This is a genomic window from Methylorubrum pseudosasae, assembly GCF_029504475.1.
Classification (GTDB): Bacteria; Pseudomonadota; Alphaproteobacteria; order Rhizobiales; family Beijerinckiaceae; genus Methylobacterium; species Methylobacterium extorquens.
The window spans coordinates 69,567-81,823 of record NZ_JAQGDU010000001.1; the positions used below are offsets into that span (position 1 = coordinate 69,567).

General features: G+C 67.2%; 14 protein-coding genes and 1 pseudogene. 10 read left to right on the top strand and 5 right to left on the bottom strand.

The features are described from left to right. From M2437_RS00420 to M2437_RS00430, 3 genes are all read right to left on the bottom strand, one after another. Positions 1-858: a sigma-70 family RNA polymerase sigma factor gene (locus M2437_RS00420; RefSeq protein ID WP_253386731.1), complete on the bottom strand. Its 858-nt coding sequence runs from the start codon at positions 856-858 to the stop codon at positions 1-3. 7 nt (positions 859-865) lie between these two features. Further along, on the bottom strand, positions 866-1,507 hold the full coding sequence (locus M2437_RS00425; protein ID WP_253386730.1) for a flavodoxin family protein: 642 nt from the start codon (positions 1,505-1,507) through the stop codon (positions 866-868). Positions 1,508-1,715: 208 nt separating this feature from the next. After that, positions 1,716-2,252, bottom strand: coding sequence for a GrpB family protein (locus M2437_RS00430; RefSeq protein WP_253386729.1), 537 nt, complete (start codon positions 2,250-2,252; stop codon positions 1,716-1,718). Positions 2,253-2,329: 77 nt separating this feature from the next. Between M2437_RS00430 and M2437_RS00435 the strand changes: the two genes are divergently transcribed. Then, positions 2,330-3,217, top strand: coding sequence for an NAD-dependent epimerase/dehydratase family protein (locus M2437_RS00435; RefSeq protein ID WP_253386728.1), 888 nt, complete (start codon positions 2,330-2,332; stop codon positions 3,215-3,217). Between the two features lie 21 nt (positions 3,218-3,238). Here the strand turns inward: M2437_RS00435 and M2437_RS00440 are convergent, their stop codons facing one another. Beyond that, on the bottom strand, positions 3,239-3,727 hold the full coding sequence (locus M2437_RS00440; RefSeq protein ID WP_253386727.1) for a GNAT family N-acetyltransferase: 489 nt from the start codon (positions 3,725-3,727) through the stop codon (positions 3,239-3,241). 517 nt (positions 3,728-4,244) lie between these two features. On the opposite strand from M2437_RS00440, the gene M2437_RS00445 reads away from it, so the two are divergent. From M2437_RS00445 to M2437_RS00485, 9 genes and pseudogenes are all read left to right on the top strand, one after another. After that, positions 4,245-5,099 (top strand): ChbG/HpnK family deacetylase, encoded by an 855-nt coding sequence (locus M2437_RS00445; RefSeq protein ID WP_253386726.1) that lies wholly within the window; start codon positions 4,245-4,247, stop codon positions 5,097-5,099. Between the two features lie 170 nt (positions 5,100-5,269). Continuing rightward, positions 5,270-5,572, top strand: a complete 303-nt coding sequence (locus M2437_RS00450) for a DUF736 family protein (RefSeq protein WP_253386725.1) — start codon at positions 5,270-5,272, stop codon at positions 5,570-5,572. A 67-nt stretch (positions 5,573-5,639) separates the two neighbouring features. Further along, positions 5,640-5,888, top strand: coding sequence for a hypothetical protein (locus M2437_RS00455; RefSeq protein ID WP_253386724.1), 249 nt, complete (start codon positions 5,640-5,642; stop codon positions 5,886-5,888). 258 nt (positions 5,889-6,146) lie between these two features. Beyond that, positions 6,147-6,356 (top strand): annotated as a pseudogene (locus M2437_RS00460) (DUF5983 family protein); the annotation flags it as partial. Between the two features lie 140 nt (positions 6,357-6,496). Further along, a complete protein-coding gene (locus M2437_RS00465; RefSeq protein ID WP_253386722.1) occupies positions 6,497-7,516 on the top strand; it encodes an ArdC family protein in 1,020 nt (339 codons plus the stop codon). Continuing rightward, positions 7,516-8,256 (top strand): hypothetical protein, encoded by a 741-nt coding sequence (locus M2437_RS00470; protein ID WP_253386743.1) that lies wholly within the window; start codon positions 7,516-7,518, stop codon positions 8,254-8,256. Before M2437_RS00465 ends, M2437_RS00470 begins: the two co-directional genes overlap by 1 nt. 98 nt (positions 8,257-8,354) lie before the next feature. Beyond that, entirely contained in the window at positions 8,355-8,636 is a 282-nt protein-coding gene (locus M2437_RS00475) for a hypothetical protein (protein ID WP_253386721.1), read from the top strand. 368 nt (positions 8,637-9,004) lie between these two features. Further along, the gene (locus M2437_RS00480) at positions 9,005-9,481 is read left to right on the top strand and encodes a hypothetical protein (RefSeq protein ID WP_253374253.1); all 477 of its coding nucleotides are present in this window, start codon (positions 9,005-9,007) and stop codon (positions 9,479-9,481) included. Between the two features lie 115 nt (positions 9,482-9,596). Then, positions 9,597-11,807: a ParB/RepB/Spo0J family partition protein gene (locus M2437_RS00485; RefSeq protein WP_253386720.1), complete on the top strand. Its 2,211-nt coding sequence runs from the start codon at positions 9,597-9,599 to the stop codon at positions 11,805-11,807. 10 nt (positions 11,808-11,817) lie between these two features. On the opposite strand, the gene M2437_RS00490 is transcribed toward M2437_RS00485, so the two are convergent. Further along, positions 11,818-12,255 carry a MucR family transcriptional regulator gene (locus M2437_RS00490; protein ID WP_277570173.1) on the bottom strand — a complete coding sequence of 146 codons (438 nt, stop codon included), beginning with the start codon at positions 12,253-12,255 and terminating at the stop codon, positions 11,818-11,820. Positions 12,256-12,257: the final 2 nt, after the last annotated feature.

The following is a 12,257-nucleotide window of genomic DNA, read 5'->3' on the forward strand; positions in this document are numbered from 1 at the left end:
CTAGCTTGAAACCCGCTTCAGCTTGTCCGGATTGCGCATCACATAGATGGTGAGAACCTGATCGTCGTGAATGTGCAGCGCTGTTACCTGCATAACGTTGCCTGGCTCAATAGTGATAAACCCCGGTAGGCCATCGATGACCGCATAGCGCAGGAGTCGCGATGGAGACCGCGCGAACATGGCTGCCATCTCGGCATGGCGCTTCAGCACCGCTTCGATGCCAACGAGTGGTGTCAGCGTCGCCGAAACTTTGCCGCCGCCGTCGGCAGAAGCAGTCACATCGTCCGCCAGCATGGTGCGCAGAGCGCTCATGTCGCCGCTCCGAGATGCTGCGAAGAAAGCGGCGGCGATCTTGAGGCCATGCTCTTTGCTGACGATGAAGCGCGAGCGCTCTCGCCGAACGTGCACTCGCGCTCGGCTGGCGAGTTGACGGCATGCGGCAGGGGACCGGTCGATGGCTTGCGCTACTTCGGGAAAATCCATGCCGAATACGTCGTGCAGCAGAAAGGCCGCGCGCTCCAGCGGCGATAGCCTTTCGAGCGCAATCATCAGCGGCAGGGTGATGTCATCGGCCGGATTGCCGTCCTCTGGATCGAAGATCGGTTCTGGCAGCCAAGTGCCGATATAGCTCTCACGCCGAAGGCGGGCCGACTTCAGCTGATTGAGGCAAAGGCGCGTCACGACCACACGCAGAAAGGCAGCCGGTTCTTGCACCGACGCGCGATCGACCATGAGCCAACGCGAATAGGCATCCTGCACTACGTCCTCCGCATCAGCAACAGATCCCAGCATTCGGTAGGCAAGCCGGATGAGGCATGGGCGAAGCTCGTGCAGGTCAGGGTCGGAAACGAAGGTCATCCCCGAACTATGTGCCTGCGAGGTTTCGGCCGCGAACGAAGTCGCGTGTGACCCGTGCGACCCGCTCCCCAAGACGGCGAGCGGTGGCAAGATCGGCTTCCGGTGGCGCTCTGTCCGGGCCTTCGTCGGTGTTCGACTGCGCTGCGGCACCGATCCAGAACCCCAACCGGTTCAGGTCGTCTTCCGAGCCGGTCGTCGAGTTGTTCGCGGGCGGCAGATCGAGGCAAACCCAGTGCATGCCGTGCTGCGCGGCGAACAGAACCATCTGCAGCAGCGTCGACAGCTTGTCGCCGGACCGCGCGCCGGAGTTGGTGAAACCGGCAGCAATCTTGTCCTTCCAGCGATAGCCTTCAGCCATCATCACCTTTGAGGTCGCTTCCTGAAAGGCTTTGAACGATGCCGAAGCCGCGCCCAAGTAGGTCGGTGCGCCGAAAATGATCGCATGCGCGGCATGGAGTTCATCCCAGCGATGCTGTGCCTCATCGACGGAGAGGAGCACAGGTGTCGCCCCCCCGGACTGCCATACTCCTTCTCCCACGGCTTCGGCCTGCCGAGCGGTATGTCCGTAGCCGCTGTGGTAGACGATCGCGACGTAGATCCCCGCGTCCCTCTGCGCGTCATCGCGATGATGCGTGTTGATCGTGCTCATCATGGCCTCTTGCTCGAATGCCTTCGGCAGACATGACAAGTCAGCTTGGCTCAGTGTGACATGGCGTGCGGTTGAGGCTTCATTTTTGCCGCTCCAGAGCGGTCGTTCGCCAACCGTCCGGCGACTTCGGCTCGGGGTGGGGAGCGGGCCCTACCCCGCTGCCCGAGAGCGGACGTTCCGTTCCCGCCCATGCCAGCCGTTCCCAAGCTCACTCCGTCTCGCCGGAAGCGGCCGTTCCGGCCGCGGAAGGATGATCGTACGGGAGCCTCAGAACTGAATGAACGAAGGCGGCCTTCGCGTCTCTGTAAGCGTCCATCGACCGGCCGTCGTAGTGACGCTTCATTACGTTGTAGCGGCCGACGAGGACCGGGTCGTTGCGCAGGGCGTCTACGAAGAGGTGGAACACGTCCAGGGGGCCGCCTCTGACAGTCAACTGCACGCCGCATGGAGGGACGCTGGACGCGTCCTCGAAGGCGGAAAAGTCGGCGGTGCGGAGGGAGCCGAGATTGCGCGCGAACCGATCGGCGAGGATTTTGTCCGCCTTGGCGAAATCGGCGGCTTCGCAGCGAACGACGAGATCGAGATCACCCTTAGTCAGGCAGCCGGGGATTGCGGTCGCGCCCACGTGCAACACGTGGCAGTCTGCCGGCAGCGCCACTTCCAGCTCCGCCCGCAGGCGCGCGAAGAGATGCGCCACACGATCGCGGATGGCCTGCTGGTCCTTCGGTAGAGCGAGAATGTCCATCATTCGATCCTACCCGCCTTCAACCCTCCGTCCATGTCTCCCGGACGGATCGGCCAACCCGGCAGCAGCGAGATGCGATGAAGGTTCTGGTCATCGGCGGCACCCGCTTCATCGGCGCGCACGTGGTCCGGCAGCTGCATGAGGCCGGATCGGCAGTGACGGTCCTGCACCGAGGTCGCAGCACGAACCCGATCCTGCCGGAGGTCGAGCACGTCGTCGACGCTGGCGCCGCCTATCCCATCGTGGCCTTTCCTGAAACGGTTCGGCGGGACTGGGACGTGGTGGTCCACATGGTGGCCATGGGCGCAGCGGATGGAGCGGCTGCGGCGCAAGCCTTCACGGGGCGCGCCGGGCGCCTTGTCCTGATCTCTAGCAGCGACGTCTATCGCGCCTATGGGCGGCTCACGAAAGCCGAGCCGGGGCCCCCCGAACCAACTCCGCTGCGGGAGGACGCGCCTCTGCGCTCGGTCCTGTATCCCTATCGCGGGATGGAGGAACAGATCGGAGCCTACGCGCGCGACTACGAGAAAATACTGGCGGAGGAGGCGGTACGCGGGGCGGTGGGCCTCGACTGGACGATTGCGCGCTTGGCCAAGGTCTACGGCCCCGAGGACAATGCCGACCTAGGCACCCTTTACGGCTTCGCGGGCGTTCCCGACTGGCGCTGGACGCACGGCCATGTCCAAAACGTCGCCGCCGCGATCGCGACGGCCGCGACGCATCCCTCCGCGCGCAATGCCGTCTTCAACATCGGCGAGGCAACGACGCCGACCATGGGCGAGAGGCTAGCCCGCCTGCCCGCCCGGAGCGGCGAGGCGCCCGTGCCGCCGCCCTTCGACTATGACCAGCCCTTCGTTATCGACACGTCGAAGATCCGCCAGGACCTCGGATATACCGACCTCCTCGACGAGCCCGCCGCCATGAACCAGATCGCGTCGCAGGCGAGCGCCTCCAGTGTCCCGTGAAACCGCCGGAAGCTTGGCACGTCAGTCGGACTCCGATCCGAGTGCCTTCTCCAGAAAGATGGCGCGCGACGCGACGACGCCCCCTCCGTAGGGCTTCGACTCGCCCGTCGGTGAGAACCCCATCCGTTGCCAGAAGCCGAGGACCGGATTGGCTTCGACGACCGCGAGCCGAATGGTGTACGCTCCGAGACGGTCTCGCACGTATCGTTCCGCTTCCGCGTAGAGCCGCCGGCCAATTCCGGCACCGTGCAGGCTCTCGTTCACGGCGAGCAGCCCGATGAAAGCCACGCCCTGGCCCGGATAGCCGTCGATGATGTCCAACAGGCCCACCGGCAGACCGTCCCGCTTGGCCACGAAGGCATGCTTGTCCTGGAGCCCGCATCCCGGTGGAACGGCCGTCGCAAACTCCTCGGCGGCTCCCCGACGTCGGGGTTCGTCGTCGACCCGCACGGAATAACCGCGAAGGTCGTCGAAGACGGCCTCGACGTCGCTTAGATCGGCCGCGGACACGCGGGATATCCGCAACGCACCGTTTCGCACGGCATCCTTCACCCGCTACGACAAGCTGGCGCGCAACTACGCCTCGGCCCTCGCGCTCGCTGCTGTCCTCGCCTTCTAGTGCTGATCGAGTCACGACTCTATGCTTCCTAGGAGCGGACCTTCCAAGGGGCTGCAACGGGTCGGAAGTAGGCTCACCGACGATGTCCGCTTCCTTGGATCGCCGCCCCAGAGCGGACCGGCAAAAAGCCACCCGTCCCGGTCATGGATCACCGGCTTACCAAGCAGCCTGCAAGCGGACGTTTCCGGCTTCTACAAAGGGTCGGGAGCAGGCGAGCAGGCAACGTCCGTTTCATCGCGTCTGCGCTCCGAAGCGGACCAGCAGAAATCCACCCCGAACGGTCCTTCCGAATGCGACCCACCCCAGCCGTTGGGGCAGCTGTCGGCGCTTCTTCAAAGCGGTCATTGCTCGCCCATGCGATCAAGGCCAAACAAGCGCTCCCCTAGAAACGATTAAGAGCAGGTGGCGATGACAGTCACCATCACCAACGAGCCGGAGGTGCCGTCTCTTGCACGGCAACTCGGATTTCACGCCAACGATCGGCTTCTCATCGTAAATTGTGATGATGTGGGATCGAGCCATAGCGCAAACGTAGCAGCGTTCCGGGCCATGACCTATGGCTTCGCCACCAGCGCCTCTGTAATGGTCCCCTGTCCTTGGGCCGCCGAGGCGGCACACATGTTCGATGGATTGCCGGTCGGGGTCCATCTGACCCTGACCAGCGAGCATTCAGGGTATCGCTGGCGGAGCCTTACCGGGGCAGCCTCTCTACACGAGGCCAGCGGTTTTCTGCCTCTCTCGACTGCGCTTGCGGTCGCGCAGCAGGATGCCGACGACGTGCGCGCCGAGTGTCTTGCGCAGATCGAGACCGCGTTGGCATGGGGCATCGATGTCACGCACATCGACACGCACATGGATGTCCTCCATGCGAGCGAGCCGTTGTTCACGATTTACCTCGATCTTGCCCAGCATTTCGCAGTCCCAATCCGGTTGCCATTTCAAGCGGCCTTCTCTGCGCGTGAACTGGCGGCAGCAAGGGGAATCCTGTCGGTAGACCAGCTGATCTATACTTGGCCGCGCCCGACACGTGACGTGATGTTTGAGATGGTTCCTACTATGGCTTGCGGAGTGACGGAGCTATTTGCCCATCCTGTTTTGGACGGCGAGGAGTTGCGTGGCTATGACCGTCATCATGCAGACATTCGCGCGCATGACGCCGCAACGCTGACTGACCCCAGTGTTTTAGCTCTGCTTGATCGACATGGTGTGCGGCGAATTAGCTATAGAGAGCTGCGGTCCACTCAGCGAGGAAATCGCAGATAGAAAACATCCCTCATCCATCATTCCTAGAACGGTGCTCGTAGTAAGAGAACGGCAGCTTTTCGCCAATTCGGCTCCAGAAGCAGACCGGAAGCTTTCCACCCGAGCCCGCCGTGGGGTTCTGAGTTATCGACAGTCTGGAAGCGGACCTTTCCAGAGCCCAGTATGCTCTTATGCGCTGCCCCTTACGCAGCGGGCCGAAGCCGTGCTCACCGACTCAGTTATGCCGAACCGCCGCGCGACCGCTCAAGGCGCGCACGCCGTCCACGGCGCGGCCATGCGGCGGCTGGGCCAAGCGCTCGCAGGAGCAGCGCGACTACATCTCCCTCAAGATCGACGATCCGAGCCTGCCCGCCCCGCTCTTCGCCAACCTCTCCGCCGACGAAGATGGCAAGACCTTCCAGGCGATCTGGAGCCGGTCCAAGGCCAGCCCCACGGGCCGCCAGCAGGGCCGCCAGCCGAGCCGCCGGGACTGAGCCCCGGAGCCTCGGCGCCCCGCCCCGACGGGCGGGGCGGGTTCAGGATCAAGCGGAGAACATCGGAATGGCTTACGCGTTTGACACACTCGGATATTCCAAGACCCTGCGCACGGCTGGTATCCCTGTCGAACAGGCAGAGGCCCATGCCGAGGCGGCCCGGGAGTTCATCATGCACGAACTCGTCACCAAGGAAGATCTGCGCACGGCGATGGAGCTTCAGACGCTCCAGATGACGGTGCGTCTCGGCGGCATCGTCGCGGCCGGTTTCGTGGCCGGGTTTGCAGCGCTTGCAGCCCTCATCAAGCTGACCTGATCGGGTTCTGGCGCCTCGCACCGCTGGGCGGGGCGCCGAAGAGCCGGAGACAGGGCTGAGTTTCGCGACGGTTCGGTGTCCGGAGAGATGGTTTCCGGCAGCCGTCGTGAGATCCCTTCCATGACCATCTGCCTGTTTTTCTGCCCGGCCTCGGTTCAGTACCTCGAGCCGGAGACCTACGCGAAGCTACGCGACGTCGCCGAGACCGGTCCCGGCCGGCCGGGTGGGGCGGCCTACTAGCCCGAAGATCCCTGGCACGCGCTGATCGTCGATCCGCACAGCCACGGTTGCTGGATCCACACCGGCATCGTCGGCGCCGGCATGCCCGACGGGCTGCCCGCCTCCCTCGTCGCGGTGCTGCGCGCCGCGCACGCGCAGGACGCCGTCTGGATCCTCTCCGACACCGAGCTGGAGCCGACGACGTTCGACCTGCCCGTGTTCGATCATTCCAGCCCCAGGCAGGGATAGGCGGATTCCCCCCGGCGTCGCGCCTTCCCCGCTCACCCTTCCGCGTGGCGCTGCCCTTCAGAGGGAGAGGGGGCGCTGCGCTGCGTGACGGGAGATCAGGCTGGAGAGAGGCTCCGGCGCCCGTCGCGAGAGCACCGCCGATGGCCCGCCGCCCCTCCTCCTCCCGGAAAGCCGCTGCCCGCCGCACCGAGGCCACTCCAGCCCCGCACGTCGATCTTTACCAGCGCATCACCGATACGATCATCGCCCAGCTCGACCAGGGCCGCGTGCCGTGGGTGCAGCCGTGGAGCGACCTGCCGGGGACCGCCGCGGTCGGGATGCCGCGTAATGCCCAGACCGACCGGGCGTATTCCGGGATCAACGTCATGCTGCTGTGGGGAAGCGGCATGGCCATGGGCTACCCGACCCAGCGCTGGCTCACCTTCCGCCAGGCGCTTTCCCTCGGCGGCTGCGTCCGCCGCGGCGAGAAGGGCACGCCGGTCGTCTACGCCAATCGCTTCACACCCGAGCAGGAGCGTGCGCGGGCCTCGCAGGCGGGCGAGGAGGCGCGCTCGATCGCGTTCCTGAAGCAGTACTGGGTGTTCAACGCCGCGCAGTGCGACGGCCTGCCGGAGGACCTCTACCTGCCGCCCCCGCCGCCGCGCGAGGACCTGATCGAGCCGCGCTTCCGTGCCCTGATGGAGGCGAGCGGCCTGACCATCCACATGGGTGGTCAGATGGCGTTCTACCGCCCATCCGACGACGCGATCGTGCTGCCGCCGCCGCAGGCCTTCCACGAGCCGATCAACTTTCACAGGACCGCGGCGCACGAGATGAGCCACGCGACGGGCCATCCCTCCCGGCTCGCCCGCGATTTCACTGGCCGCTACGGCAGCGAAGGGCACGCCCGCGAGGAGCTCGTCGCCGAGATCTCCGCAGCCTACGTCTGCGCCAGCCTCGGCATCGTACCGACGGTGCGCCACGCCGACTACATCGCGTCCTGGCTCGAGGTGCTGCGCTCCGATCCCCGCGCCATCGTGCAGGCGGCGGGGCTTGCCAGCCGCTCGGCCGACTGGCTGCTCGGCCGCCTGCCGCCCGAGCTCGCCCCGGCCGGTGTCGGCGAACAGATCGAGGAGGATGGGCCGGAGGACGAGACGGCGCCCCTGCAGGAGGCGGCGTGATGCGCTTCAAGCGCTGGCCGCGTCCGACGCCGTTCGAGGACACGTCGCGCAAACGCGCGGCGTACCGGCGCAAACAAGTCCGCGAGCAGGGGGCGCTTCCCCTGTTCGCCGTAGCGATCGCCGAGCGCCAGCTCGACGTCGACGTCGAGATGGTGCGGCGTACCGGCCAATGGGAGCGCCAGCAGCAGGAGAGCCGCCGGCAGCGGGCCGACGGCTGGCGCCGGACCCGCGCCCGTCTCTTCGCGCACCCGACCGCCCAGCGCTTGGCGATCCGGGCGCTGTGGCGGGTCTGCCCATATCCGGCCGATCCGAGCTACCTCTGGACCCTGCTGCACGAGATCGCCACCGGCCGGATCGATCCGGCTCGGCCTCCGTGGGGCGGTCGGCACACATTCACCCCCCGGACGACGCCGAACCCGGCAAGCTTCGCCGAGGCCTTCCGGCAGATCGGCCAGCGCACGGTCGGCGGCGGCCCGAAGACCACCGGCGCCGACGAGCGCCTGTTCTGCGGCAATCTCGGCTCGGGGATCGTGTTCCTGACCTCGCGCGTGCGCCTGTGCGAGCCGAACGAGAGCTTCTACACCTCGTCGAACCACCGCCTGCGCGACAGCCATGTCGGTCGCGGCGGGCACTGGATCGACATCGCGGTGCGAGGCACCTGCTCGGATGCCGACCTCGCCCTGATCCGCCAGCTCGCCCAGGCGATGGATACCCGACCCATCGTCGTCCGGCGGCCGTGAGCCGGGCCGAACGAGACGAGAGGGGCGGCAACGCCCTATCGAGGGATCAGCAAAGCTGAGAGAGAGCCTCTCGGCCCCTCGTACCCAAGCGAGAGCGCATGACCGACGCCCAGTCCTACACGATGGCGCTCGACCTCGCGGTCCAGAACCCGGTGCGGGTGCTCAACGAAGCCGCCCGTGAGCTTGTCCGGCGCCGCCTCGCCGCTTTCGATCACGAAGCCCTGGCGCTTCTGGCCGGAGACGTGCCGAAGGCGCTCGCGATCCTGATCGAGCTGCACGACCTCACCTCGGCCGGGGCGGTGGTCCTGCACATCGACTGCAAGCCCAATCCCGATCCGACCCCATCGCCGAGGATCGACGCGGACCCGATCGCCGTCTAAGGCGCACGGTATTGCAGGCGAAAGCAGACGGGCCGTGCCAGCCGGCCCTGCCGGGGAGGATCGGCCGCCCCGGCCTCGGCGGAGGCCCCGCTTGCAATGGAGTAATGCCGATGTGGTTTCTGCCACTGAGCATTACGCTTGATATGAAAAGGACCCGGAGCAGTTGGACGCTGCGTCTCCGGGTCCGATTCATCATCTAAGCGAAACGGGGGGGCGGGGAAACCTGCCCTCCCACTCCAGGGGCGAATATAGCGCATCGCACAGACCTTCGCCAGATCAGGCGCCCGGCCCCTCACAGCGAGAGGAGGCCCCTTCGCCCGTGCAGGATCGCCGGCTTCCAGCGGATCCGCGACGAAGGAGCGAGCACCATGGGCGAGATCGTGATGACCACCGTGACCATTGGCGGCCCCCTACGGGGCCGGGATGCCGTCGCAGCGCTGGTCGAGGCGGCAGAGGCGTACTTCGCCGAGGCCGAAAGCCTCGTGCGCGACGCCATCGCCGACGGCACGAGCGTGACCTTCGAGGGCGAACAGAATTTCGGGCTGACCCCGAGCCTCGACGCGTTCTGTCGGGAGTACGGGCTGTCCTACCACCGAGCCTGGATCGCACGGCCCGGCGTGTTCGAGGCGGGCGTGAAGCACTGGAAGCCGGGCATGGCGAGCCCGGTGGAGGAAGCGGCCGACGAGGGCGGCGACCCGGTCATCACCCTGGCGGCGCTGAGAAACTGCAATGACGCCGGCGAGACCCTACCCGACATCCTGGCGCGGCTCGAGAAGGCTGAGGCTGCCGCCGTGCCGCCGCTGACCCTGGTCGAGGACGCCGACGCCTGGCAGGCCGCTGCCTGATCCTTTCCCGCTCCCGTCCCGAGGCCCCCTTCCGAGAGTCAGAGGGGGGCTTCGCCTTCGTGAGGGTTTTTAGGTCGGACAGAGAGCCGGCCGCCCGAGCCAGGGATGACGGACCATGACCAGCGCGAAGACCACCACGAAGGCCGCCGCCAAGATCACGCTGAGCGAGCCGACCGCGATCCCGTTCGACAAGCTCGTCTTGAGCCAGGCGAACGTGCGCCGGATCGCCAACGGGCAGAGCATCGAGGACCTGGCCGAGGACATCGCCCATCGCGGCCTGATGCAGAACCTGAACGTGCGCCCGATCCTCGACGAGGCCGGTCAGGAGACCGGCCGCTACGAGGTGCCCGCCGGCGGCCGGCGCTTCCGGGCGCTGGAGCACCTCGTGAAGACCCGCCGCATGGCCAAGGGCGTCAAGGTCCCGTGCCTGGTGCGCGCCCCCGACAGCGCGATCAGCGCCGAGGAGGACTCGCTGGCCGAGAACGCCCACCGCGAGGCCCTGCACCCGCTCGACCAGTTCCGAGCCTTCAAGGCGCTCGCCGACGCCGGCATGCCGACCGCTGACATTGCGGGCCGGTTCTTCGTCTCGGAGAAGATCGTCGGCCAGCGGCTGCGGCTTGCCGCGATCAGCCCGGTGCTGCTCGACGCCTACGGTGCCGGCGAGATGACGCTGGAATGCCTGATGGCGTTCTCCGTCACCGAGGATGCCGAGCGGCAGGTTCGGGTCTGGGAGGCGTTGAGCAAGCGTGGCAGCTTGAGCAACTGGGGGATCCGGCAGGCCCTGACCGACCGCACGGTGAGCGTGGGCGATGCCCGCGCCCGCTACGTCGGCGAGGAGGCCTACGTGGCGGCGGGCGGCACGGTCCTGCGCGACCTGTTCGCGGAGCGCGGCGACGGGTGGTTCGAGGATGAGGCCCTGCTCAACCGGTTGGCAGAGGCGAAGCTGGCCGAGTTCAGCGCGAGCGTGGCCGCGGAGGGCTGGAAGTGGATCGAGGTGTCGCTGTCGCTGATGACGGGGCGCACCTACGGCCTGCGCAACCTGCCGACCCGCTCCGAGCTGAGCGAGGCCGAGCAGGAGGCGTTCGAGGCTGCGTTGGAGGAGCGCGAACAACTCGACAGTGACTACGGCTACAGCGACGAGGAGTGGCCCGCCGAGGCTGCGGATCGGATGGCGGCGCTGGAGGATGAGATCGCCGCGTTCGAGGCGCGCGCCGAGATCTACGACCCGGCCGACATCGCGATCGGCGGCGCCTTCGTCACGCTCGACTACCAGGGCCAGCCGACGGTGCGGCGTGGCTACGTTCGGCCGCAGGATGAGCCAGCGGAGGAACCGTGCGCCGACGAGACCGGGGTTGCTGGCGCGACGGGTCCGGAGGCGGCCCGTGATCCGGCTGCGCCGTCCGTGGGCGGGGGCGAAGGTGTCGCGTCAGCCCCGGCGGTGATGCGGACGATCGTCACCATCGGCGGCAGCTCGACCGCAGCCGGCCCGGTGGCAGAGCCGGAGGAAGCCGACCGCCCGCTCTCCGAGCAGCACCGGAGCGAGCTGACCAGCTATCGCACCATCGCCCTGCGCGAGGCGCTGGCCGACGATCCGGAGGCCGCCTTCATCGCCGTGGTCCACGCCATGGTGATCCGCGTCATCGTCAACGGCTACCGCACCGGGACGTGCCTTGAGATCTCCACCACCTCGGCCCGCGTCGACAACATCATCCAGACCATCGGCGCCTACCGGCCGGCGACCGCCCTCGATGCGAAGCGCGAGGCGTGGGCCAAGCGCCTGCCGGCCGACCACGGCGCGATCTGGGATTTCCTGGTCGGCCTGGATCCGGAGCAGCGCACCGAGCTGTTCGCGCTCTGCGCGGGCTTGAGCGTCAACGCGATGCACACGCCCCACGATCGGCGGCCCGAGGCATTGCCGCACGCCGACCGGCTGGCCCAGCTCGTCGGGCTCGACATGACCCGCGACTGGACGCCGACGGCGGCCAACTACTTCAGCCGCGTGACCAAGGGGAAGATCCTGGCGGCGGTGCGGGAGGCGAAGGGCGAGGACACCGCGCGCCTCCTCGACAGCCTGAGGAAGGGCGACATGGCGCGCGAGGCCGAGCGCCTGATGGCCGACAGTGGCTGGTTGCCCGAGCTGCTGCGCACGCCCGGCCTCGATGCGGATGCGGTGGAAGAGGACCGACCCGCCCTGCCGGCGGCGGACGCCGCCGTCGGCGAGGAGATCGAGGCCGGGGCGGTCGATGCGCTCCCGGAGTTCCTGGCCGATGACGACGGAATCGGCAGCGATCCGGAGGACCGGGCATACGCCATCGCCGCCGAGTGAGCGCTGGGCGTCAGACGGCGCTCGCGACCTGCGCCGGCGCCGCGCGCCGGTGCCATTCCCCCGAGCCCTTCGGCTCTGGGTTCTTCGTGTCGGGTTTGGCTGCGCTGCGGTCGTGGAGCGAGAGAGGACGCTCCGGCCGGGGCCGCTCGCCTCGGATGCGATCCGAGCTGGACGCCTTCGGCTTGGCCGGGGTCCCGTCATGCTGCACCGTCGCCTTGGCTTTGGCTTTGAGGACGTAGGCCTTTCGCGGCTTGGCCGTGCTGCGATCGTACTTCCCGAGCTTCCTCTGCCGAGCGAGTTCGGCGCGATGCTTCATGTCGAATGCCGGCATCATCGGGTAGTCGTCCGGCAGGCCCCACTTCGCGCGGTAGGCATCCGGCGTCAGGCCGAAGAGACGCAGATGCCTGCTGAGCATGCGATAGGGCTTGTTGTCCTCGAAGCAGGCCAGGA